This window comes from Iodobacter violaceini, from assembly GCF_011601265.1.
Classification (GTDB): domain Bacteria; phylum Pseudomonadota; class Gammaproteobacteria; order Burkholderiales; family Chitinibacteraceae; genus Iodobacter; species Iodobacter violaceini.
Map to the genome: position 1 here is coordinate 86072 of NZ_JAAOLX010000002.1, position 24243 is coordinate 110314.

The window sequence follows — 24243 nt, forward strand, 5'->3', positions numbered from 1 at the left end:
AAGACGGCTTGCAGCCTGTCGGTCTTATGCCAGACAGGCTGCAAGCACTAAAGCGCGAAATTATACCGTGAGAGTGGCTATCAGTGGGAGTATCAGATTGAAAATTGCTAAAAGTACATTTCCCGGCCCGGCTGCAGCGCGTTGTTTTGGGGCTAAGCCTGCGCAGAAAATTGCGGCATGCTTACTTGAATGGCGGTGGTGTTGCCACTGGCAGAGTAAATCATTGGCGCGTTTGCCGCTTTGGCTGCTTGTTCTAAAGCGGCGGTGGCTTTTTGCAGCGAGGTATCCATGGTTTTAATCGCATCCTGATAAAGCGATTTATCCGTTTTGGATTCTCTTTTGCTTTTCTGGATTTCCAAAGCCAGAAGCAGCTTGGCTTTTTGCATGATTTTTTTTGCGTCTTCCAGAAAAGCTTTATCCTCAGCACTCATGCCCTTATTGGATGGCGACGCCATTTCATTATTTGATTTTTCAGCTTTCTCTTCTTTTTCAGTTTTTTCAGTCGCTTCGGCTTTTTCTGCCTTCTCTGCAATTTGCAATGCTTGCTCTGCGGCTTGCCCCGCTGCTGCCCCGGCATTTTCTGTGCTGCCAGCTGCAGGTGCTGTTTGCGGGGCCGCTGCAGCCGGGCTGCCTCCTGAAATGAGCGGCGTTTGCACAGCGCTGCCGCCACTTACGCCTGCATATTCTGCAACAGCGGCCGCAATTTGCTTGGCCAGCCTGGCTGCTGCCGCGACATTGCTTTTGCCCACCCCTGCAAATTTCAACATGCCATCCAGCTGGCGTTTGAGCATATCCAGCCGTGCTTTGGCTGCACTTTTTCTGCTTGAAACCGGATCCCATTTTGGGATTTTAAAAGAGAAGCTGCTTTCTTGCGCCTGGCTGCCTTCGTTTTTTTCGCTGCGCGGACGCGCATTTAAGGGCTGGAGGAGTGTTTGGATGGAGTCGGCAGCAATTTTCATATAAAACCCTGATGTGAAAGCAAGTAGTCAGTCTTGTGCCTATATATCGAATAAAAACCGTCAATCTTTAATGTAATTTGTAAAGAATGCCTGATGGCTTGCGATGCAAATAGAGCTGGCTTGGAGCAAGCTTGCCACAATTGTATTTGTTGTAAATATTTTTGATATTTTTTGTCAGTAAAAAAACAAACAAAATCATGAAAATCTTTCGTTGAGAAACAATAATAAGTAAGTGCTCTGCTACCCAGAGGAACTTGCTCATGTTATTTCTTCACCGCCTTAGTGTGCGTACCAAATTGGTGTGCCTGTTTTTATGCTTAAACTTGCTCACGGTACTGTCGTTTTCCATTCATACCTACCTTCAAAGCTCTGAACAAGCTGTGGCATTGATTGACAGTCGGCTGAATGCCGCTGCGCGCGCTGTGCCAGCCTTACTGGGCGAAGCCTTTTTTTCCTCAATGTTTACCGAGGGCAGTGTAAGCAAAGCGCAAATGGCCGCAAATGCGCTTAAGCTGGATCATTACGCCAAGCCACTGGGGGTGAAATACCTCTACCTTTTATGGCAGAAGAATGATGGCGTTTATTATCTGGCTGATGGCGCAGGGGAGCAGGAGGTGGCGGCGGGTAAATTCAGCCAGCACCTGGAAAAATACAATCCCAGCGAGGGTGTTTTACGGGCGTTCAGCCGCAACAGCGTTGAATACGACGAATACACTGATAAATACGGCACCTTTCGCTCGGTGTTTATCCCGCTGGAGCATAAAGGGCAGCATATTTTGCTGGCTGCGGATGTGCCGTTGCAGGCCGCTATGCAAAGCCGTAATGATGCACTAAAAGAAACGCTGCTGATTGGCGTGGCGTCCTTGCTTGTTGGCGCGATTATTTCCTGGTTTTTAGCTAATTTGCTGGGGCGCTCTATTTTAGGGATTGCCAATCATATTTCCCGTCAGGCTCAGGACCATAATCTGGCTACTGAACTGAAGCCACGCGGGCAGGATGAAGTGGCCACCATTGCCCGCAGCTTTAATCATCTTTGCTCGGCATTCAGCAGCACTTTAAGAGAAGTCGCTGATAATGCGCTTGATACTGTTAAAAGTGCAGAAAGCGTGCGGCAAAGTGCTTTGTTTGTGCGGGATGCAGCCAGTAAGGGCCAGCACTATCTGGCCGATATCGCACACCGCTCCGGCCATATCGGGCAATTGTCTGCGGGCAGCCGGGAAATGCTGGGCCAGGTACAGCTGCAATTAAGCGGTGTAGATCAGGAGCTGGCAGGCTCTGGCACTGCGGTTAAAGAAATGACATCGGGCATGGCCGATCATGTGGCCGCCAACCGTCAGCTGGCGCAGCGTTTTAAAGCGCTTTCTACCGACGTGCAAAGCATTACCGTGATTTTGCAGCGCATTTCAGGTATTTCTGAGCAAACCAATTTACTGGCACTTAACGCCGCAATTGAAGCGGCCAGAGCCGGTGAGGCAGGGCGCGGCTTTGCCGTGGTGGCGGATGAAGTCAGAAAACTGGCGGGGCAAACGCAGGCAACGCTTTCAGAAACTGATCTTTTTGTGGGCACGCTCACCCATTCCATTCATGAAACAGCCAGCATCATTACGCAGCATGCCGATGAGGCCGACCGGCTTTCCGGCGCATCGGATCTGGTAGAAAGCGCGCTGGAAAAAACCCGTGGCCTGCTCAGCCAGTTGCGCCATGCTTTTGCCCAAAGCGTCAGCCAGAGTGAATCCATCAGCGATTCGGTGGGCGATATGCATACCGATCTGAAAGAGCTGGAAATCAATGTGCGCCAAAACACCGAAGAAGCCGACCGACTTTCTGCCGAAGCGGTCAGCCTGGAAAACACTTCGCGGCTGTTAAACCAATCTCTGGTGAGTTTTAAGTTGGGTTAGTTTGTAGGGGGGGGCCTTGATGTTGAAATGTGGAAGGCGTGGAGTTTTACAGGGAGTGATTAGTGGGATTGGGCTTTCATTGTTACTTAGTTGCGTGTGAGGTAGGTTTTTCAAGCTATTTTTAATAAAAAAGGGGATGACCCATAAAAAAATAAAGGAGTTGGTTGTTCTTAGGAAATTATAGAAACATTTTTTGCTTTTGGTCCTTTGGGGCTTATTGGGTCGTAAAGCTCAAAAGAGACAATGCATCCAATCATGGCTGAGGCATCTGTGTTTTTATCAGTAAAGTCTTCGTAATATACAAAAACATCTCGTCCTTGCTCTCTGCTTATGAAGCCAAAGCCCTTTATTGCATCATAAACCTTCAATGTACCAGTGTATTTTTTTTCACTCATAAAATGCCTTTTTTGTGGAGGTGGGGCGATTTAAATTTAATTTTTCTTGTATTCTTTTTGCTAGTGCAGGATCGGTTCGTTTGATTATCGATGCTCGATATTGAAATTGATAAAATTTTTTTAAATAGCCAATTGTTTCTTTTGATGTTTTCTTGTTAAGAAAGCGAAATGCTAGCTTATTTATTTTGCATTTATCATAGTCGTTATAGGTTGGTTGTATTTCGTTTAAAATAGCGCGAAGACGTCTTGCTTCTGTGTGCTTGAATCTTTGAAGTAATGCAACCTTTCCAGATGCGGCGTTGAATTTCTCATGGTACGAGGCATCACTTGTCCCTGTGCTCGAGGTTGCTAACTTGGCGATAGCTATAACGTCATTTGATATTTGAAGTCTGCGTGATTTTTCAATACGTGGCATGCCGCGATTTAACCAAAGGCCAGTGATTACCATTAATTTTTCAGGATTGCTGCGTGAGTAAATGTGAACCTTTTCTGGGTGTAATTCAAAATTGTAATGTGTAAGCATGCCTGCAATATTGGTAATTATTTGAGTTATCTTCTTCTCTGGTAGTTCTTTTTTTGAGCTAATGGTAATGTCATCAATTAGTCTTGTATAAATAAATCCTTGGCTCTCTAATTTGGCAGCTATTCTGTATTCTTTTTCGGTTAGTATCAGATTTGAAATATAAGAGCTTGTGGGTGCGCCTTGAGGAATACAGTTATTAAGGGTGGTTAATTTTGACATTACGCTTGAAACGTTAGGGGGGAATTTAAAAAGATGTAAAAATAAATTCTCCACCTGATCCGCTTTAATTGATGGAAAAAAATTTTTGATATCTAGTGTTATGGCGGTTTCTGCTCCTGAGTGAGCCTTCGCGTTGGAGTGAAAATCACGAGGATCAAGTGCTTTTATCCCTCCGTGAAGATAATGGGGGAATTTTATGTGATTAAAAATCCTAGAAACAATTCGTTTTTGAATTAATTTCAACTCAGGATTTGGTTCGGATAGTTCTCGATTTTTATTCTTTACTGTTTTCAGGAAGGTTGTATAAAAAAAACTAGGATCAGTGCTAATCTTAATTAGTCTAGCTTCTGTGCAGCTTAAGGTTTTTGCTAACGTTTTAATTGACCCGATAGGTAGGCCATCATAATAAATCTTATGCTTACTTGCCATTTGGAGATTTCCAGTTGCGCATGGAAAATCAGTGGAAGGTCGTTAGATAATTAAATCCGGAAAAAACAAAGCAAGTCCGTACTTAACTACTAACGCAAAAAAACCAGATGTTAATATTCTTAAAATCCAGTCTTTAGGGGTGCCAGCGCTGGCGGGTTTGTCATTGCATTTAACATCCACGTTAAATACAACCAAGTTCACAACAACATTTGCATCAGGTTTTGAATTTTCATTCATTTGATATACCTCTTATCGTAGTTTGAGCATCAGTTTTCTCTGACACTAAGCACCAAAATGGTACTCGCCTAACTTTAAATAAAAAGCAATCGAAGGCAAAAACCTGCGCTAGCAACACCCTTCCACATCTTTACGCCTAACTAGGGTACACCTGGTAGGGCAGATAGATTTGGTCCATATCACTCTAGGAGCGATACGCCCAGATCCCGGTCAAGATCTAATCTATGAACAGAGATTAAGATCGTCAAGTATCAATGCACAAACTGATAAATTGACTTGGATCCTTCGAGTACAAGATGCAAATGCACTAAGAACACCCTCAGACATCCGTCTGATCTTCATGGATTGTAGTCTTTCACTTACGGGAATGCTACGTTTTTGTATTGAATTTTAAGTTTTTATTTGTTTGTGTCGTAAATATTTCTCTAATAAAAACGCGGGAAAGCGTAAGGTTTGATGGTGCCCTACAATTTTTAAAGTTTCAATATGAGTTTTGAGCAATAAAAATGCGGCCCCTCACAGGGCCGCATTTTTTACACAGAGAGCCTGAGCTCTGCTTTCTTTATACCGCCAGGCGATGACGGATTTCGCGTAATGCTGCAGACATCATGGCGAGATCTGGCGCGAGTGTTTTCATTTCTTCAAACATTCTGCGGCAGTGGGCGATGGCTGTTTCCTGGCTTTGCAACCATGATTCAACCCGCACAGCAGGCGCAGCACCAGGGCTGAGCTCCAGCGCGGCGCTGGTCAGCGCGATATGGGCGCGTTGCAGATCATCGCGGCAAGCCAGGCGGGCCAGTGTTTGCCAGTGGTTGGTGCGTGGCAATTGCTCAATCAGGCTGTGCAGCCAGTCCAGCTCCAGCGCGTCACCCAAGGCAAAGTGAATGGTGGCTACGGCATCCACATCAGCGGCTTGTTTTTTGGTGAGCAGCGCGATATTAAGCAGCTGCGTTGCACCATCAAGGCAAGCGCTTTGTTTGGCCAGTGCAGCAGGTACGCCTGCAGCCAGCCAGCTTTGGGTGATTTCCACTTGCTTGGCCGAGCCCGCATACCACTCAGGCAATTGCGGCAACAGCGCCGGAATGGTGCCTTTCAGCTCGCGGATCAGCTCTGCGTAATCCGGCAGGGTGTCCTGATTTTGCACCAGCCAGCGTGTTGCATGCTCCAGCTGACGGCGCTCGCGCAGCAGCATAGCGTATTGCATGGATGCCGGAATGCTGTTGTCCAGCGATTCGATGGCAACAAAGCGGGCTTCGCTGTCCAGCAGCTCGGTGGCGTCGTACCATGCACGCACAATCGTGGCCGGGGAAAGCTCGGTTTCCTCAGAAAGACGGAAGACAAAGCTGATGCCCATGCGGTTGATGGTGCGGTTGGTCAGCTCATTGGCCACAATTTCACGGCGCAATGGGTGCTCGCCCAGGCGATCACCAAAGCGATCCACCAGCGGTTTAGGGAAGTAAGCCGCCAGCAGATTGTCCCAATCCGGGCTGTCTGGCAAATCACTTGCCAGCAAGTCCTGGAACAATGCCATTTTTGCGTAGGCCAGCAATACGGCCAGTTCCGGACGCTCTAAGCCCTTGCCTTCCTGCTGACGCACGGCGATTTGTGTGTCGGTTGGCAAGAATTCAATGCGGCGGGACAGGCGGCCGTTTTTCTCCAGTGCCTGCATAAAGCGCTGATGCACAGGCAATAGGGATGCTGTTTGCTGGTATTCCAGGCTGATGGCTTCGGTTTGCAGATAGTTATCACGCAGAACCAGCTCGCCCACTTCATCGGTCATCGAGGCCAGCAGATCGTTACGTTGCTTCATGGTCAGATCGCCACCGGCCATAATGCGGCCCAGCAGAATCTTGATATTCACTTCGTGATCGGAGCAATCCACACCGGCCGAGTTATCAATTGCATCGGTATGCACGCGGCCACCGTGAGCAGCGTATTCCACGCGGCCCAGCTGGGTGAAGCCTAAGTTACCGCCTTCGGCGATCACTTTGCAGCGGAATTCTTTACCGTCGATACGCACCGCATCGGTGCCGCGATCGTTGGCTTCAGCTGGTGTTTGAGTCGATGCCTTGCCATATGTACCAATCCCGCCGTTGTAGAACAAATCAACCGGCGCTTTCAGCATGGCGCGGATCAGCTCGCTTGGCTCCAGCTCGTCAGCTTCGATATCCAGAATGGCTTTAACTTCGGCCGACAGCGGAATGGTTTTGGCATTGCGCGGCCAGACACCGCCACCTGCAGAAATCAGCTCTGCGTTGTAATCCGCCCATGAAGAGCGGGGCAAATTAAACAAGCGTTCGCGTTCTTTAAACGACACGGCAGGATCCGGATTTGGATCCAGGAAAATATGGCGGTGATCGAACGCCCCCAGAAGCTTGGTGTGTTCGCTGCGCAGCAGGCCGTTACCAAATACGTCGCCGGACATATCGCCCACGCCGATGACGGTAAATTCATCAGTACGGGTGTTAATGCCCAACTCACGGAACTGGCGCTCTACCGAAACCCATGCACCCTTGGCGGTAATGCCCATTTTCTTGTGGTCATAGCCTACCGAGCCGCCCGAAGCAAACGCATCATCCAGCCAGAAGCCATAATCGCGTGAAATACCGTTAGCGATATCAGAGAATGTAGCCGTGCCCTTATCTGCAGCCACCACCAGGTAAGGATCATCCTCATCCAGGCGGCGTACTTGCGGTGGATGAACCACCTGACCGGCGACTAAGTTGTCGGTTAAATCCAGCAGACCACGGATAAAGTTTTTATAGCATTCAATGCCGCGGGTCATCAGCGTTTCGCGATCGCTTGGCGGGTTTTTCACCACAAAGCCACCTTTGGAGCCCACCGGCACAATGACGGTGTTTTTCACCATCTGTGCTTTTACAAGGCCCAGCACTTCGGTACGGAAGTCTTCGCGGCGATCAGACCAGCGCAAGCCACCACGGGCAACCTTGCCGCCGCGTAAATGCACGCCTTCCATTTCTGGAGAGTAAACAAAGATCTCAAACAGTGGCACTGGCTGCGGCATGTTCGGAATGCGCGCCGATTCAATCTTGAATGAGGTATAAGATTTGCTCTTGCCCTCAGCATCCAGCTGGAAGAAGTTGGTACGTACAGTAGCCAGAATAGCGGCCAGCAGGCTGGAGAGGATGCGCTCTTCATCCACGCTGGATTGATTGGCGCAAGCCAGGCGAATTTCTTCGGTCAGAATATCCGCCACGCCAGGTGCACTGGTAGCCGGATCATGCGACATTACAAACAGCGCTGCCAATTGGCCACTCAGCTTGCCGTGGCGCAGCAGGCAATCGGCAATGATTTCAATGCCGTATTTCAGATTAACCTGACGCATATAGCATGAATAAGCACGCAGAATCAGTACTTCACGCCATGCGAGGCCAGCGCCCAGAATCAGGCGGTTAAAGCTGTCGTTCTCGCACGCGCCTTCAAAAATAGCGGTAAAGGCGGCAATCAGGCGCTCGCGGTCAATGCTGTTTTCCAGCGACGTGCAGGCAGGCAGACGCAAACCGATATCAATAATCCATGCATGCTCGGTTTGATCGAAAGTCAGCGCATAAGGGCGCTCGTCCAGCACCCGCACGCCCAGGTTTTCCAGAAGCGGCAGGCAATCGGACAATTCAATCGGTTTGCCACGGTAAAGCTTCAGACGCCACAGCGTTGGATCAACCACGCTGCCCGGTGAAAGGGTGATGGCGATTTTGTCATTCTTTAAGCTGGTTTCCAGTGCTTCAATATCGTAAACCGCGACACGACCGGAGAAATCTGAGCAATAAGCCGGGGAGAAAGCACGCTGATAGCGCTGATACAGCGCCGCACCCGCTTCTTCGCCACGCACATGAGTCAGCTGGTTGCGTAAATCATCCTGCCAGCGCTGGGCGGCCCGGGCGATTTCGTCTTCAATTTCTTTAACGTTGTAAATAATACGTTCGCCCACCGGCAGATGAATCAGGAAGTGGATGCGGGCTAATGGGCTGTCGGCCAGCAGAACATTAAATTCTGCTTCGTAGCCACCCAGGCGTTCCATCAGGATTTTCTCAACCTTCACGCGTACTTCAGTGGTGTAGTTATCTCGTGGTACAAACAGCATCACGGATACGTAGCGGCGGTAGAGGTCTTCACGGAAGAAAGTGCGCACACGGCTGCGCTCGTGCAAACTGACGACGCCCTGAGCGATACGGGCCAAATCGTCAATGCCGATTTCCAGCAGCTCATCGCGCGGATAAGTGTCGATCACATTCAGTAAAGCTTTGCCGCGATAGCCGCCTACATCGGCATTGCTCGCCAGCAGGACCGCATTAATTTTTTTACGCAGCAGTGGGATATTGCGTGGCGGTGTGGTGTACGCGCTGGCGGTGTAAAGACCAAGAATACGTAGCTCACCAATGACTTTGCCATTGGCATCCACTTCGCGCAGGCTGACCATATCGAGGTAAACCGGGCGATGGATCAGGGAGCGGGTATCGGCCTTAGTCATTAGGATCAGCGGATCAGCTGAATAGGCGCGCTCTCTTAAATCAACAGGTAAGGCAGCCCATGTGTGCGACAGGCCGGAATCGCCGGAGTCGCGCAGCAGGCCATGACCAGAGCCACCTACAAAATGCAGGTTGCCGTCTTCCGCAAAGCGATAATCACGCACGCCAAGGAAAATAAAGTGGCCGGCCAGCATCCATTCTAAAAATGCACTGGTTTCACGTACCAGCACCATATCCAGCGGAGGCGGGCGATGACGCAGGCCTTCCAGTGCTGCCGTTACACGGTCTGCCATGGATGGCCAGTCAGTTACGCATGCGTCCAGCATGTCCAGCGCGTTGTTCAGGTCGTTTTCCAGCTGGGTAATGGCTTCACTGGCTGTGATGCGATCAATTTCAATATGCATCCATGATTCGGCCGTGCCTTGTTCGCCCATACCTTGCCAGTCGCCGTTTTCCTGACGGCTTACTTGCAGTACGGGGTGAACAACCTGGTGTACGCCGTAGCCCAGCCGTGCAACGGACATGCCGATGGTATCAACAAGGAAAGGACGATCCGATTGAACAATCTCAATGACGGTGTGGCTGCTTTGCCAGCCATGATCAGGCACGCTTGGATTATAAATACGGATTTTGCGCGTATTCGCCACCCGGGTGCGAGCCATACGCCAATGCGCAAGCACCGCTCCAAACCAATCTTCCGGCGTTTTTTCTATTAAATCGTCTTCAGAAATGTGGGCGAAGTAAGCAGAGAGAAAATCTTGGGTGATTGGCTGGTCACTCGCTGCAGCAAGTTCGCCAAGTGCTTTGAGTGTGGACAAAACGGTCATAACAGAAGCTCCGGTTCAGTGTGCCCTGACTCTATACCCACCTTTCAGGCATTGCCAGCTTTGGCGCATCATGATTTTCACTAATAGCAGGAATACAATAGTAAGGATATTGCCGCCAAGTTGTTGTTGTTAATGAATAAGCCTGACAGCATGTTATTTTTAACAATAGGGTAAATTGCAAATTTCAAGAATTTTTAATTTGTCACCACATTAGTAATCTGCTGTTTTAAAATTTAATCAAGAACATATTGGTAGGTGAAATCACCTACGTTCTTGGTTTTTGCTAAGAATAAAGCCGCTTGCAATGCCCATGCTATAGGCGCTTTATGACCGTTTATATTTATAAATAGTAAACGACTGTTTTAAAATAATCGGCCGGGTGTCGTTTGCTAATGCCCTGCAGAAAAATAAACAATTACGCAATACATGCAGTGCTGATATTGATTGGCTGATAAATAAACAAGAAAATCCAATTTGAGCAGAAATGGAAAACACTTGTAAGTTTTCGTTCTTTTTCCAGCCTGCAGCATCCACCTTGGCCATAGAGGTTTCTCACTTGTCCAGAGCAGAAAGATTACTGAGTTTAATGCAGCAATTACGCCTGAATCACTATCCTGTAAGCGGTGCCGTGCTGGCAGAAACGCTGGGCGTCAGTCTGCGTACGCTTTACCGCGATATTGCAAGCTTACAGGCGCAGGGTGCAAAAATTGAAGGAGAAGCCGGGCTGGGGTTTGTATTGCGGCCGGGCTTTACGCTGCCCCCTTTGATGTTTACGGTGGAAGAAATCGAAGCGCTGGCACTGGGGGCAAAATGGGTGGCTAATCGCGCAGATTCAGGGCTGGGGGACGCCGCAACCCACGCTTTAAGCAAAATTGCGGCCGTGTTGCCTGCAGAGCTGCGCTTTGAGCTTGACAGCGCTGCCTTATTAATTGGCCCCAGCATGCACCCGGGTGATTCGGATGAAACGCTTTATCTGATCAGAGCCGCTATCCGCCATGAGATGAAGCTGGATTTGCTTTACATCGATGCAAAACAACAGGCATCCCACCGTCTGATCTGGCCCTGTGCGCTGGCTTTTTTTGATCAGGTGCGGGTTGTTGTGGCCTGGTGTGAAGCAAGGCAGGCTTTCCGCCATTTTCGGGTGGATCGTATTCAGTCAGTGATCAGTCTGGAAGAACGCTATCCAAAGCGGCGCCAGGCTTTGCTTAAAGCCTGGCGGGAGGCTGAGGGTATTCCTGCAGGGGGCCGGGGTGCTTAGGCTGCTTCATGGGCGCGGTCGAGTTTCTGAACTTTGCGCCATACTGAGGGAGAAAGCGTTTCAGCCTGCCGCCATGCGGCTCTGAATGCCTGAGGGCTGGCAAATCCGCAGTGCTCGATAATGCCTTCAATAGAGCGGTGGCTGTCTTTAAGCATGCGGCGGGCCAGATCCAGCTTCAGTTTTTGCTGGTATTGCTTCAGCGTAATGCCGCAGGCCTGTTGAAATAAGCGGGCCAGATGCCGGTAGCTGAGCGAAAACTGCTCAGCCAGCTCGTCGTACGTACCTGAATCGCAAGGGTGATGTGTCATATAGTCCTGTACCAGGTGGATGACAGGGTCATTATGATTGCGGTAGCAAAGCGGCGCACTCAGTTCCGGGTCGTGCTCCAGACGCCGGAACTGCACCAGGTTTTCCCTCGCTACTCGCAGCGCAATGGCACTGCCAAAGTATTGCCCCACCAGGTGCAAGGCAAGATCGATACCGGCTGAAACACCCGCTGAGGTATAAATGGGGCCGTCCTGCACCATCAGTCGTTTGCTCAGCACGCGGGAGGCTGGAGCTGCTTTTTGTAAGCGCTCCAGATAATCGTGATGCGTAGTGCAATATCGTCCGTCCAGTAAGCCTGCTTCGGCCAGAAAAAGCGCGCCGGTGCAGACGCTGGCAATGATGACGCCCTCCGGTATGTTTTTGCTTAAGGCGCTGAGCCAGTCCACCACTTTTAACTGATGAGGCGTGTATGGCTGATCGGTTTGAATTTTGCTGCCCACCATCACCACCACATCACCCTTGGTTAATTTTGTGGGCAGCGGTGCAATATCCATCAGGCTGACCCCCTGAAAGCTGTTGAGCTCGGCATGGGGGCCAACACAGTGAATACTGAGTTCTGCAAGGCCCAGCTCAGGCAGCGTGGCCAGAATTTGCATCGGCCCGCCCAAGTCAAGGATATGTACATTGGGCAGCAGTACAAAGAAAATACGTTTCATGGCGTAATGGCAAAGCGTTCGTTAAAAAAACTTACAACCCGGCGGCGTGCATCCTCACGCGCTTCAGGATTGGGGGCTGAAATGCTTTCTCCTCCCTTGCCGCGATGCGAGTAAGGGTCCTGATAGTGATTTTCTTTTTCCAGCATATCGAAGCCATGCTCTGCATTGGGGTAGACCTGCACGCTTAGCTGATTGCGATATTCAGGCTCCAGCGACTGAACCAGCTCAGGGCAGGCTTGCTCATTATCGTCGTACCGATCTTTTGCCCCTGCCAGAATCAAGACTTTGGTGGCTCTCAGTGCCTGGAAGCGATAGCCGGGCACTTTGTTATAAGCCCAGCACACAGGGTAGAGCGCAATATTTCCTTGTAAAGGCGGAACGCCCGCCGGCGGGCCGTTTTCTGCGGTGGCCGACAACATCGCCATCACACCTCCCCATGAAAACCCCATCACACCGATGCGTTTTGCGTCTATTTTTTCCTGATTCGCCAGCCATACTTCCGCGCCCCATAAATCGGGCAGGGTGTCGTGTACTTTGTCCGGGCGGCCTTTTGCGCCGCCACTCAGGCCACGCGCCCCCCACATATCCAGCTCCAGGCTGGCGATGCCTGCTTTAGCCAGGTTCTGAGCATGCATGGCGCCACGAGAATCGATACCTGCGGAGCCATGCAAAATAATCACGACAGGAAATTTCCCTGTGCCCTGTGGCGTGCGAAACACGCCCATGACATCCAGCGGCGTTTTACCGCCAAAAGCAGGAAAGTGAACCAGCCGGGAATTCAGCGCGGTGGCTTCAGGCTCGCTGGCAACCACGGCAGACAAAAGCCCGCAGCAAAGCAGGGTGGTGAGGCATTTAACAGCAAAATTTTTCATGAGCGTGCGCGGCCTGTGAATTTGCAATTGCGCCCATTCTAAATGCAATTTCATGAAAATTGCATTAAAAATTTGATGTCCTTATTTTTGCTTTATTTGTCCTGTTTTTCGCTTATCCATTTGGAATTAACCAGGTAAGATCGATAAAACACCTGAATTAATAAGCATATAAGGGGCGTGGCGTGTCAAAACTTGAATTGCACTGGAATCCTGATTTTTCTGCAGAATATGGCAGAAATATTGTTGATTTGATAAATGCTACGGTGGCTGATGGCGGTACGCTCGGTTTTATTGAGCCGCTGGATGCAGATAAAGCCCGGCAATTTTTAAGCGCGCTGATTCAAAAAATAGCCAAGGGGGAGACGCACGCGCTTTACGGCTCTGAAAATGGCGAGCCGGTTTTTTTTGTTTTAATGAATCTCAGTGGCATGCCTAATTGCCGCCATAGCGCTGAGCTGGCGAAAGGCGTGGTTTCTCCGCGCTTCAGGGGGCAGGGGCTGGTGCAGGCGGCTTTTAAGGCTCTGATCAGCAAGGCGCGCGCTTTGCAGATTGAGCAGTTTGTGCTGGATGTACGGGCCAATTCACGGGCGCATCAGGTGTGGCAATACTTTGGCTTTAAAACATGGGGCGTATTAGAAGACTACGCCAGAATGAACGGCCAAAAGCATGCCGGGCACTATATGGTGCAATCGGTTGAATCGCTGGCGGAACGAATTGCTTACAAAGAGGAGGAATCAGCATGTTAATGACAAAATCAGAATTTAAAACCACCCTGGAAAAAACCTTACATAAGCATTTAACGCTTTCTCATCCGATTTTTTTGCACTTACTGGATGAGAAAAATCCCAATAAAGAATTGCTTAAACAAGTTGTATTGCAGGGCTATCAGCTCACTAAGCATTTTCTGGATTATGTGGAGCATCTCTTTTTTTATTGCCCGCATCCCAAGTTTAAAAAAGCGCTGTTGATTAATGTGTACGAGGAAGAAACAGGCCAGTTATCCCGTACCGATAACCATGTTGTGCTGATGCAAAACTTTATCCGGGCATTGGGCATCAGCGATCAGGAACGTGATGCTGCTTTGGCGCTGCCCGCCACCCAGCGCCTGATTGATTACCGGCTGAATGCGGTACGTAATCCTGATCAATACCATATTGGCGCAGCGGCAGTCATGATTGCCAGTGAAGGGCAAAACCTGGAAACCAAGGCGGGTGAAGCCAGGCATACGCTGCTGGGCGGGGTTTATGGTCTGAACGAGCACGATCTGCTGTTTTTTTCTGTGCATCAAAAAGAAGACGTTGGCCATGTGCAACAGGGCTTGAATCTGGTGAGCACACTATGTGATACCCGGCAAAAACAGCAGGAAGCCCTGTTTGCCGTAGAGCATACCTGCGAGCTGTTTTGGGGCATGTACGAGAACCTTTACCAAGAATATTGCCAGCAAAGTGAGCCTTGCCTGAGTAACTGACGGGAGCCCCTGATGAGTAAAGCCAGAATCACCTGGACCCTGGTTGGGCTGGGGTTTTTTACAATGTTTTTATCCAGTGCACTTAAAGGGGTTTTTCAAGTGTACTTCAGTGATCTGGCCCAGTCTTTTGGGCGTGGCCGCGCAGATTTTGGCTTTGCAGGGGGCTTATTTTTGCTGGTGTCCGGGCTGGCTTCACCGCTGGTGGGCGCTTTGTCTGACCGTGCCGGGCCCATCAAAACGGTGATGCTGGGCAGCTTAACAGGCGGAATTGCATTTGTGCTGCTGGCCTGGTTTTCTGGTCAGTACTGGTTGTTTGTAGCTTTGTATGGCCTGGTTGCTGCATTTGCACTGGCCGCCATGAGCTATGTGCCAATGGGGGTGCTGGTTGATCGTCTGTTTGAGCAAAAAAAGAAGAGCTTTGCCTACGCCGTGATCAGCAATGGCACGTCGGTGGGGTTTATTGTGCTGTCGCCTTTATGGCTATGGCTGCAGCCGCAATTTAGCTGGCAACAGATTTTTATGGTGATCGGCGCATTATTCGCTGGACCAGTCACATTGCTGCTGTGGTGGGCAAGCCGTATTCCCATGCCTGAAAAACCAGTTGCAGAACATAAGCAAGAGGGTAACTGGCGCAGCGTACTGAGCGATCAGGGCTTTTATGTGTTAGCGCTCGGGTTTATTGGCTGCGGTGCCACGATGGCCTTTATTGATATTCACCTGGTGCCGCTTTGGCAGGATGGCGGAGCCAGCCGCGCCGGCATGGGGTTCAGCTTAAGTTTGCTGGGTATTCTTGAATTAATCAGTGGTCTGGCTGCTGGCTGGCTGGCTACGCGCTATGCACAGCAAAATCTGCTTGGTTTGTTTTATTTAATGCGCTGCCTCGCCATGGCGCTGCTGCTTGTGCAAAACAGCCTTGTTACGACCTATCTTTTTGCGGCCATTTTTGGGGCCAGCTACCTGGGGACGGTTGTGCTCACTTCGGCAATATGCCTGGAGCGCTATGGCAATCAGGTAAAAGGGCAGGTATTTGGGGTCTTATTTTTACTGCATCAGGCAGGGGGCTTTGCATCGGCCCAGCTGGGGGCTTATGGCTACGATCTTTACCATAGCTACCGCCCAACTATTATTGTGCTGACCCTGATCACGGCCATAGCCGGGCTGGCATGTTTTCTCTTTTTTACCGAATCAAAACACCAGCCTGCAGCAGAGCCGGCGTAAATAATTGAGGCCATGATGTTTGATATTCAATCCGACAGCCAAGTCTTGCGCCAGGGGCAGTTTGCCGATTATTCAGATAGTTTTTGCGAGCCGATTGCCATGACATCGGCCTACCGCTTTCAATCTGCAGAGCAGGCGGCAGCCCGCTTCAGCGGCGCAGAGCCGGGCCATGTTTACAGCCGGTTTACTAATCCGAGCGTACACGTGTTTGAAGAGCGCGTGGCCTTACTGGAAGCCGCAGAAGGCGCGGTGGCCTTTGCATCAGGCATGGCCGCGCTGACAGCAGTGATGATGGCGTTTGCCGAAAGTGGCAGCAATATTGTCTGCTCACGGGATGTGTTTGGCACTACGCTGGTGGCTTTACGCAGCTACTTTGCCCGGTTTGGAGTTGAAGTGCGGGTGGTGGGCCTGATGGATTATGCGGCATGGGAGCAAGCGATTGATCAGCAAACCCGCCTGGTCTTTGTTGAAACGCCCTCCAACCCCATGCAGGATATAGTCAATATTGCTGTGCTGGCACGGATGGCCCATGCAATGAATGCCTTGCTGGTCGTGGATAACACCTTACTCACGCCCATTATGCAGCAGCCTTTATTACTGGGCGCTGATCTGGTTTTGCATTCAGCCGGTAAATATATGGATGGACAGGGGCGCTGCGTTGCGGGTGTTGTTTGCGGCCCTTTGCCACTGATCACACCATTGCGCGGCGTGCTGCGCACCTTGGGGTTTTCTTTGAGCCCGATGAATGCATGGCTGTTGTTAAAAAGCCTGGAAATGTTATCGCTGCGTATGGTGCAGATTAATCAAAGTGCTTTGCAACTGGCCTCCTGGCTGGAGCATCAGCAAGATGTACAGGCTGTTTATTATTCCGGCCTTGAGAGCCACCCCTGCCATACGCTTGCTTGCCAGCAGCAGGCCGGTTTTGGTGGTGTGTTCAGCTTTAAAGCGGGCACTGACCGCCACGACGCCTGGGTCTTTATTAATGCCTTGCGGCTGATTTCTATTGCCACCAATATTGGCGATACACGCAGCATGGTGACGCATCCTGCTTCAACCACGCATGGCCGCCTTTCAGCAGAAGAGCGTCAGCAATCGGGCATTAGTGAAAATCTGGTCCGGCTGTCCATTGGTCTGGAAACAAGTGAAGATCTGATCCGGGATCTTGCTCAGGCTTTAATGCAGATGCGCAGCGCGCGTTTACCGCGATCCTTCACTTTGCAACAATCCGGCGCTTTGGTCTAGCGGCTATGTTAAGTGCGCTGTTGTTGATTGCTTTTGTATTACAGGCGCTGGCCTTGTCCCCCTCTTTGCGGCGGGCCTGGCCAGGCGTCTTGCTGGCTGGCATTCTGGCGCTTAGCCTCGATGCCGGCCGGGCAGGCTTTGCCAGAGTGGATGCCAAACTATTTGGTGCAATGTGCAGCAGCACAATCCCGTTTAAATCCTCCGTAAACACTACTGACAAAAACTGACACAGCATCCCCTTAGGATGAAAACACTTTCAACCACATCTGAGGTTTAACGTGTTTAATCCTGACTTTGTATTGCTTTATGTGAACAGCCCTGAAGCCAGTGCGGTGTTTTATCAGAAAATCCTTGGCATTGCCCCTGTTGAGCTTTCTGCCACATTTGCACTTTTTAAATCGGAGTCTGGCTTAAAGCTTGGCCTGTGGGCAAAAAACACGGTAGAGCCTGCCGCGCTGGCCTGCGGTGGCGGCGCTGAGCTGGCTTTTGCTTTAAATGACGTGGCAGCCGTTGACGATCTTTATGCCCGGTGGTCTGTGCTGACCATCATACAAAAGCCTGTGCAGATGGATTTTGGCTATACCTTTGTGGCCACAGACCCTGATCAGCATCGTTTACGGGTGTACGCACTCAATGCCGGATAGCAAAAACGTATGAACAATTGGATTGCGGTGGCCTGCGCCACTCATGTGGCGCGAGGCCTGGAGGGCGGTTTTATGCAGGTTTGCCATGGAAAGGCAGACCCGCTGAAACGTATTCAGGCTGGCGACAGGGTGGTGTATTACTCCCCGGCAACGGAAATGGGCGGCAAAGATAAATTGCAGTCTTTTACCGCCATGGGTGTGGTCAGGGCAGGGGAGCCATACCCCTTTAATATGGGAGGCGGTTTCATTCCTTACCGTAAAGATGTAGATTGGTGGCCCGCACAGCAAGCTGCCATACAGCCTTTATTAGAACTACTGGAGTTTTCTAAAGGGGTGCGTCAGTGGGGCGCGCCATTCCGCTTTGGCCTGTTTACAATCAGTGCGCATGATATGCAGATGATTGCACGGGCAATGGGAGCCACCCCGGGTGGTCCGGAACCGGCCCGCAGCCCCAGTCAGACTGAGTTTCCATTTTAAATTCACATAAAGCATAAAAAATGAACCCAAAGCATCTTGAAATCAGTGGCTTTACAGTTGCAGGTATCTCAGTCAGAACTCAAAACAGTGATGAATTCAACCCCGCAACGGCCAGAATTGCCGGGCTCTGGAGGCAGTTTTTTACCGAAAACTTAATCGATAAAATCCCGGACCGCCTTGAAAATTCACCTGTTTACGGCGTGTACTCAGGGTTTGAAAGCGATGCAAGTGGTTTTTATGATTTAACGGCAGGGGTCTCTGTTCATCAGGGCAGTGAGCAATTCACGCATATCGCCATTGAGCCTGGGCATTATTTAGTATTTGAAGGCGTGGGCCCCATGCCAGGCGCTGTGATACAGGCATGGGGCCAAGTCTGGGCTTATTTTGAACAAAATCCGCACATTAAACGCAGCTATCAGAGTGATTTTGAATCCTATATTGGCCCGGCCGAAGTGCATATTTACATCGGTGTAGCCGCTGAATAAAGTGCTGTTCCTGTAAAGTCTGGCGGGGCTGCATAATCATTGCGGCCACACCAGAGATACTTATCCCAACAGGAAAACTTATGCGCAGAGTGCTCGTTCTTCTTTTTATTTCTTTATGCCAGATGCTTGCCGCGTGCGCCCAGGTGCCCGTTCCGGCAGCGATACAGTCTGAGCAAACGCCACCAATTAAATCCTTAATCAGCTTAATGACACAGCGCCTCGAAGTTGCGCCTTTGGTGGCACAAAGCAAATGGAATAGCGGCGCTGCGATTAATGATCCGGCCCGCGAGCAGGCGATTCTGGCTGATGTGGAAAAACAAGCACGGACAATTGATCTTGATCCCCGCTTTGCTGCGGCGTTTTTTCAGGCTCAGTTTGATGCAGGTAAGCTGATCCAAAGCCAGCTTCATCAAAAATGGCAAAAGCAAAAACAAGCACCGTTTTCCCCAGCGCCAGATCTGGCAAAAGAGGTGCGTCCTGTGCTGGACCAGCTTACCCCCCAATTGCTAATGGTGCTAAAAACGATACAGCCTGATTTATGTAATACCGGGGTGAAGCAATCATTACAAACCGCAACTTTTGGCCAGACGGATGACGAAGTTAGCAAAATGGCCGTCAGCACATTGCAATGCCCCTGAAGCCTGGCCGCAGCCGCCGCTGAAAAACGCGTTTAAAAAAGCGCAGATTTGATAAAACAAGGGGGCAGGGGGCTTATTACTTAGCAAACAGCGGCGAAGAAAGTGAGTCACTCTGTTAGAATCCTGCCCCATGATACGACTTAAATCCCTCACCCTAAGACGCGGCACCAAGGTGCTGCTTAATTCTGCAGACCTTCTCTTACAGCCCGGCAGCAAAACCGGCGTAGTAGGGGCCAATGGTGCAGGTAAATCCAGCTTCTTTGCGCTGATGCGCGGCGAATTACACCCGGATGGCGGCGATATTGAAATGCCGCCCCGTATTACTATCAGCCATGTGGCTCAGGAAACGCCGGCACTTGATTGCTCGGCGCTTGATTATGTACTGGATGGCGATCGCGAATTACGCCGTTTAGAACACGAATTAGAAAACGTTTCGCACGATGATGGCATCCGCCATGGCGAGCTGCTGGGCGAGTTTGACGCCATTGATGGCTATACCGCAGCATCACGCGGGGCAAAACTGCTGGCGGGCCTGGGGTTCTCTACCGAAGAGCTTTCTAATCCTGTATCCAGTTTTTCTGGCGGCTGGCGTATGCGCCTGAATCTGGCCCAGGCGCTGATGTGCCGCTCAGATTTGCTGCTGCTGGATGAGCCAACCAATCACTTGGATCTGGAAACAGTGGTTTGGCTTGAGCAATGGCTCAAAACTTACCAGGGCATGTTGCTGGTGATTTCGCATGACCGGGATTTCCTTGACAACACCATCAAGCAAATTCTGCATGTGGAAGGCGGCGCACTGACGCTTTACACCGGTACCTATGAAGACTTTGAAAACCAGCGCGCCGAGCGTTTATCGCTGCAGCAGCTGGCTTTTGATAAGCAACAGCGCACAATCAATCACTTAGAATCCTTTATTAACCGCTTTAAAGCTAAAGCAAGTAAGGCGCGCCAGGCGCAAAGCCGGGTTAAAGCACTGGAAAAAATGGAGCGCATTTCTGCAGCGCACGTGGATTCGCCATTTACTTTTGCATTTCGCGAGCCTGAAAACAGCCCTAATCCATTGGTTAAACTGGAAAACGGCCAGGCTGGCTACGATATTAATCGCCCCATCTTAAAAAACCTGACGCTGAGCCTGGAAAACGAAGCGCGTCTTGGTTTGTTAGGTGTGAATGGCGCGGGTAAATCAACTTTCATCAAGGCTTTAGCTGGCGAAAATCCATTGTTATTGGGTGAGCGCGAAGAAGGCAAGGGCTTGAAGATTGGTTACTTTGCCCAGCATCAGCTCGAGCATTTGCGCCTTGATGAATCGCCACTCTGGCATATGCAAAAGATTGATCCGCAAACACGCGAGCAAGAGCATCGCAATTTCTTAGGTGGCTTTGATTTTAACGGCACCATGGCTACCAGCAAGATTGAGCCATTCTCTGGCGGCGAAAAAGCGCGTCTGGCTTTGGCTCTGTTGATTTGGCAAAAACCTAATTTATTGCTGCTGGATGAGCCAACCAATCACTTAGATATCGAAATGCGCCAGGCGCTGACGATGGCGCTGCAAGATTTCGAAGGGGCCATTATTGTGGTCTCGCACGACAGGCACTTGCTGCGCGCTACGGTGGATGATTTCTGGCTGATTGAAGATGGCACAGTACGGCCATTTGATGGTGATCTGGATGAATACACCAAATACAGCCAGCAGAAACGCAGCGAAGAAAACAGCGCGCTGCGCAATTCAAGCAGCGCCATTGATCGCAAAGCACAGAAAAAACTGGAAGCCGACGCTCGCCAGCGTAATGCTGTACTGCGTAAGCCTGTAGAGAAAAAGCTCGCCAAGGTTGAAAAAGACATGGCTGTGCTAACGGCAGAAATGCAGAAAGTGGTGGCTTTGCTGGCCGAAGAAAGCCTGTATTTGCCTGCAAGAGCCGCAGAATTAAAAACAGCGCGCGAAAAAGAAACCGAGCTTAAAAATAAGATCGATCCACTTGAAGCGCTCTGGTTAGAAATCTCGGACGAGCTGGAAGCTATGCGCTAAACACAGCTGATAAGCCGTCACAAACGCATGGACAATCGGGGGGCTTTCACAAGCCTTCTGATTGCCATGCGTTTTTCTTTGTAAATTGCCGGTGATATCTCTGCAATATTGACTATTTATTCTCTTTGCGTATAGTTCGCCGCAAGGAGAATGTAAACAATGCCCTATATTTTTATCTGCCTCATCTTCGTTTCTTTTTCAGCATCCGCTGAAATGTTCAAATGTTTTGACGGCGTTCGCCCCAAATACACCTATCAAAATAAGCCTTGCGAAGAAGCGGGTTTAAAAACAGCAAAAATGATTACGGATAAAGATGCCCTGATTGGCAGCGCTGATTTCTCTGGCTACAAGCGGGAAGCCAAAGAAAGAGCAGCTTTGGCTGATTTATCAGAGCAAGGCAATGATGAGCGCCGCAAAGCAGAATATACCCGCTCTTGGACAAGTCAGAGGCAGGATACGGCTGATGAATGCGCTGCCTTGCTGTCAGAGAAACGGCATATCTTATCGATGCAGCGGCAAAACTCAACCGCATGGCTGCATGAGCGTTATGCGGTAAATCGTAAAAGAATGCAGGCGATTGATTGCCAGGGCGTCTGATGTGATCGGTGCTATATATCGGCGCAAAAAAGGCCCGGCATGACCACAAACGGGTGCTTAAAACAGCCCATGCCGGCTGCCTGCTCAAAAACACTCAGCCTTCCTCTTTTCGTTTCCTCAATCAATCAACAAACAGTTTGTAAGTTTTCTCCTGTTTTATGCATTAGCTTTACATAATATACAATATACGAATATGATAAATTACACGCTGTAATGTACATTACAGTGTGTAATTATTTTATTTAACCATGAAAGATTGTTTTCAATTTCTTACTGTTTTTTTCTTACGAATTCAGCCTGCTTGCGATTGAAAAATAAACGGGCGATTAAGAAATATGTCATGCAAGCCGATTTAATGCTAATAAATAGGGCATATAACCGACAGGAGGTTATCGTTCCCCCTATGAAATGAACTATAGAGAGGAGGGGGTGTTTCTATGGATAGCCCCTATGAACCGTAAGCAAAAAGCTGACAAAATATCATTAAGTTTTTAACTTTTGTAAAAGCATAAAGGCTGCGACCATGGTGGAGAAATCCCTGCAGGCGATACTGATCGTGGATGATGAGCCACGCAATCGCCGCTTGCTGGATGCTTTTCTGTCTGCGGAAGGCTATGTCGCAATCCATGCCAGCAATGGACAGGAAGCGTTGGCGCTGGCCATCGAAAAGCAACCCGGTGCGCTGCTGCTGGATTTGATGATGCCTGATATGGATGGCTTCCAGGTTCTGCAAAAATTAAAAGATAACCCTGCAACTCAAGCCATCCCGGTCATGATTGTCAGTGCACTGGATGATCTTGCCGCTCGCCAGCGTGTGCTTGCCTCTGGTGCCGACGATTTTCTGGGTAAACCAGTTGATCGCTGGGAGCTGTCACTACGGCTGCAACGTTTGCTGCACAAAGGTGAGGCCGGGGGTGCGCATGACAACTGAACTCGGCCGGCTGCGGCGGCTTAATCATATGTACCGGGTGCTGAGCCGGATCAATCAGGCCATCGTACGCGCGGAGAGCCCGGATAGCTTATACCAGGAAAGTTGCCGTATTGCTGTGGAATCGGGCTTGTTTTCCATGGTCTGGATTGGCCAGCTGGATCATGTGCACGCCCGCCTTCGCCCGCTGGCTCATTGCGGACAAGTAAGCGGCTTAATTGAGCAGACTTGCCACAACCGGGCATCGCCTGCATGGGGTGTGCTGCACGAAAGTCATCTTGTGGTGTGCAACAACCTGGCTGATCAGCCCCAAAAATACGCAGGCGAGCTTGCAGCAGGTTTGCACTCACTTGCCTGCATCCCTCTGCATGAAGCTGGCGAGGTTATCGGGCTGTTAGCGTGGTACGCAGACCGGCCTGACCAGTTTGATGAAGATGTGGTCGGGCTTATTACAGAAGTAGCTGACGATATTTCCTTTGCCCTGGAGCACTTATTACAAGAGCAGCAGCGGCTGGTGGCCGAAACCCGGCTGCGTTATCTGGCCTACTATGATCCGCAAACGGGCTTACCCAACCGCGCCTTGCTGGAGCAACGCTTATTGCAACTGGCCGATTCAGGCGAGCCGCTGGCGCTGCTGGATATAAAGCTGCAAAGACTGGAGCCTATTGCCCGCGTATTTGGTGACCAGGTGGTGGATGTCTTATTACGCACCCTTGCGCAACGATTAGAAGGCCGCATCACTGGCGGTGTACTGGCACAGCTGGCTCCGGATGAGTTTGCCCTGGTTTTGCCTGGGCTTGATGAGCACGCGGCCATAGAGGCCTTCGCACAAAATGTGCTTGCATCCATAAGACAAGCCCTGCCCGCTGGCAGCGGTGAAGTCTTCGTAGGCGCTGGCATTGGTGTGGCCATTTATCCAAGTGTTGAAACGCAGATCCTTCAGCTGGTGCCCCGGGCCCGGCTGGCGGCCATCGGCGCAGTACTCAATAATGAAGTGTGCTTTTATCAGGACGGACAAGACCGTGACTCTGCGGGACGGCTTGCCTTAGAGGGTGAATTACACCGGGCGCTGGAGCGTGGCGAATTTGAGCTGCACTACCAGCCACAGCTGAATATGAAAACGGGGCTGATGATCGGTGTGGAAGCGCTGATACGCTGGCAACATCCCGCCAAGGGGCTGATTGGCCCTGCCTTGTTTATCCCTGTTTTAGAAAATTGCGGCCTGATGGAGCTGATAGGGGAATGGGTATTACGACAGGCCTGCGCTCAGCAACGGGAATGGTTAAATTGTGGTTTGCCCCCGCTGCGCATGGCTGTAAATCTGTCTGCCCAGCAGTTTCGTCAGCCGGGCCTCGTGGAGTTGGTACGCGAAGTGCTGTGTGATAGCGGCATGGATCCGGGCTGGCTTGAGCTTGAGCTTACTGAAGCCTGAT

At 50.4% G+C, this 24243-nt stretch carries 22 protein-coding genes; 15 read left to right on the top strand and 7 right to left on the bottom strand.

The features are described from left to right. Positions 1 to 152: 152 nt before the first annotated feature. A complete protein-coding gene (locus HA050_RS03960) occupies positions 153 to 959 on the bottom strand; it encodes a hypothetical protein (RefSeq protein ID WP_166822374.1) in 807 nt (268 codons plus the stop codon). Between the two features lie 260 nt (positions 960 to 1219). On the opposite strand from HA050_RS03960, the gene HA050_RS03965 reads away from it, so the two are divergent. Further along, a complete protein-coding gene (locus HA050_RS03965) occupies positions 1220 to 2857 on the top strand; it encodes a methyl-accepting chemotaxis protein (protein ID WP_166822377.1) in 1638 nt (545 codons plus the stop codon). A 170-nt stretch (positions 2858 to 3027) separates the two neighbouring features. On the opposite strand, the gene HA050_RS03970 is transcribed toward HA050_RS03965, so the two are convergent. The 4 genes from HA050_RS03970 to HA050_RS03985 all read right to left on the bottom strand — a co-directional run bounded on the left by HA050_RS03970 (position 3028) and on the right by HA050_RS03985 (position 9974). After that, complete coding sequence (locus tag HA050_RS03970) at positions 3028 to 3252, bottom strand: cold shock domain-containing protein (protein WP_166822380.1); 225 nt, start codon at positions 3250 to 3252, stop codon at positions 3028 to 3030. Further along, entirely contained in the window at positions 3245 to 4423 is a 1179-nt protein-coding gene (locus HA050_RS03975; protein ID WP_166822383.1) for a reverse transcriptase family protein, read from the bottom strand. Before HA050_RS03975 ends, HA050_RS03970 begins: the two co-directional genes overlap by 8 nt. Positions 4424 to 4465: 42 nt before the next feature. After that, entirely contained in the window at positions 4466 to 4660 is a 195-nt protein-coding gene (locus HA050_RS03980; RefSeq protein ID WP_166822386.1) for a hypothetical protein, read from the bottom strand. A 562-nt stretch (positions 4661 to 5222) separates the two neighbouring features. Next, positions 5223 to 9974 (bottom strand): NAD-glutamate dehydrogenase, encoded by a 4752-nt coding sequence (locus tag HA050_RS03985; RefSeq protein WP_166822389.1) that lies wholly within the window; start codon positions 9972 to 9974, stop codon positions 5223 to 5225. A 484-nt stretch (positions 9975 to 10458) separates the two neighbouring features. On the opposite strand from HA050_RS03985, the gene HA050_RS03990 reads away from it, so the two are divergent. Further along, on the top strand, positions 10459 to 11232 hold the full coding sequence (locus HA050_RS03990; RefSeq protein WP_240928974.1) for a helix-turn-helix transcriptional regulator: 774 nt from the start codon (positions 10459 to 10461) through the stop codon (positions 11230 to 11232). Here the strand turns inward: HA050_RS03990 and HA050_RS03995 are convergent. Both HA050_RS03995 and HA050_RS04000 read right to left on the bottom strand, forming a co-directional pair. After that, positions 11229 to 12215 (bottom strand): GlxA family transcriptional regulator, encoded by a 987-nt coding sequence (locus HA050_RS03995; protein WP_166822392.1) that lies wholly within the window; start codon positions 12213 to 12215, stop codon positions 11229 to 11231. The two genes, HA050_RS03990 and HA050_RS03995, sit on opposite strands and share 4 nt — an antisense overlap. Continuing rightward, complete coding sequence (locus HA050_RS04000) at positions 12212 to 13087, bottom strand: dienelactone hydrolase family protein (protein ID WP_166822395.1); 876 nt, start codon at positions 13085 to 13087, stop codon at positions 12212 to 12214. The genes HA050_RS03995 and HA050_RS04000 overlap by 4 nt, the downstream gene beginning before the upstream one ends. A gap of 182 nt (positions 13088 to 13269) precedes the next feature. On the opposite strand from HA050_RS04000, the gene HA050_RS04005 reads away from it, so the two are divergent. The 13 genes from HA050_RS04005 to HA050_RS04065 all read left to right on the top strand — a co-directional run bounded on the left by HA050_RS04005 (position 13270) and on the right by HA050_RS04065 (position 24242). Next, positions 13270 to 13833, top strand: coding sequence for a GNAT family N-acetyltransferase (locus tag HA050_RS04005; RefSeq protein ID WP_166822398.1), 564 nt, complete (start codon positions 13270 to 13272; stop codon positions 13831 to 13833). After that, positions 13827 to 14555 carry an iron-containing redox enzyme family protein gene (locus HA050_RS04010; RefSeq protein WP_166822401.1) on the top strand — a complete coding sequence of 243 codons (729 nt, stop codon included), beginning with the start codon at positions 13827 to 13829 and terminating at the stop codon, positions 14553 to 14555. The genes HA050_RS04005 and HA050_RS04010 overlap by 7 nt, the downstream gene beginning before the upstream one ends. A gap of 12 nt (positions 14556 to 14567) precedes the next feature. Beyond that, complete coding sequence (locus HA050_RS04015) at positions 14568 to 15773, top strand: MFS transporter (RefSeq protein ID WP_166822404.1); 1206 nt, start codon at positions 14568 to 14570, stop codon at positions 15771 to 15773. A 15-nt stretch (positions 15774 to 15788) separates the two neighbouring features. Then, positions 15789 to 17015 carry an aminotransferase class I/II-fold pyridoxal phosphate-dependent enzyme gene (locus tag HA050_RS04020; protein ID WP_205836285.1) on the top strand — a complete coding sequence of 409 codons (1227 nt, stop codon included), beginning with the start codon at positions 15789 to 15791 and terminating at the stop codon, positions 17013 to 17015. Between the two features lie 5 nt (positions 17016 to 17020). Continuing rightward, on the top strand, positions 17021 to 17242 hold the full coding sequence (locus tag HA050_RS04025) for a hypothetical protein (RefSeq protein WP_166822410.1): 222 nt from the start codon (positions 17021 to 17023) through the stop codon (positions 17240 to 17242). A 51-nt stretch (positions 17243 to 17293) separates the two neighbouring features. Further along, on the top strand, positions 17294 to 17659 hold the full coding sequence (locus tag HA050_RS04030; protein ID WP_166822413.1) for a VOC family protein: 366 nt from the start codon (positions 17294 to 17296) through the stop codon (positions 17657 to 17659). Between the two features lie 9 nt (positions 17660 to 17668). Beyond that, entirely contained in the window at positions 17669 to 18136 is a 468-nt protein-coding gene (locus HA050_RS04035) for an EVE domain-containing protein (protein WP_166822416.1), read from the top strand. Positions 18137 to 18156: 20 nt separating this feature from the next. After that, a complete protein-coding gene (locus tag HA050_RS04040; RefSeq protein ID WP_166822419.1) occupies positions 18157 to 18621 on the top strand; it encodes a GyrI-like domain-containing protein in 465 nt (154 codons plus the stop codon). A gap of 80 nt (positions 18622 to 18701) precedes the next feature. Continuing rightward, positions 18702 to 19259 (top strand): gamma subclass chorismate mutase AroQ, encoded by a 558-nt coding sequence (gene aroQ / locus HA050_RS04045; protein ID WP_166822422.1) that lies wholly within the window; start codon positions 18702 to 18704, stop codon positions 19257 to 19259. Between the two features lie 130 nt (positions 19260 to 19389). After that, entirely contained in the window at positions 19390 to 21285 is a 1896-nt protein-coding gene (locus tag HA050_RS04050) for an ATP-binding cassette domain-containing protein (protein WP_166822425.1), read from the top strand. A 213-nt stretch (positions 21286 to 21498) separates the two neighbouring features. After that, complete coding sequence (locus HA050_RS04055) at positions 21499 to 21882, top strand: hypothetical protein (protein ID WP_166822428.1); 384 nt, start codon at positions 21499 to 21501, stop codon at positions 21880 to 21882. 523 nt (positions 21883 to 22405) lie between these two features. Then, positions 22406 to 22813, top strand: a complete 408-nt coding sequence (locus tag HA050_RS04060; protein ID WP_166822430.1) for a response regulator — start codon at positions 22406 to 22408, stop codon at positions 22811 to 22813. Then, positions 22803 to 24242 carry a bifunctional diguanylate cyclase/phosphodiesterase gene (locus HA050_RS04065; protein ID WP_166822432.1) on the top strand — a complete coding sequence of 480 codons (1440 nt, stop codon included), beginning with the start codon at positions 22803 to 22805 and terminating at the stop codon, positions 24240 to 24242. Before HA050_RS04060 ends, HA050_RS04065 begins: the two co-directional genes overlap by 11 nt. Position 24243 lies beyond the last annotated feature (1 nt).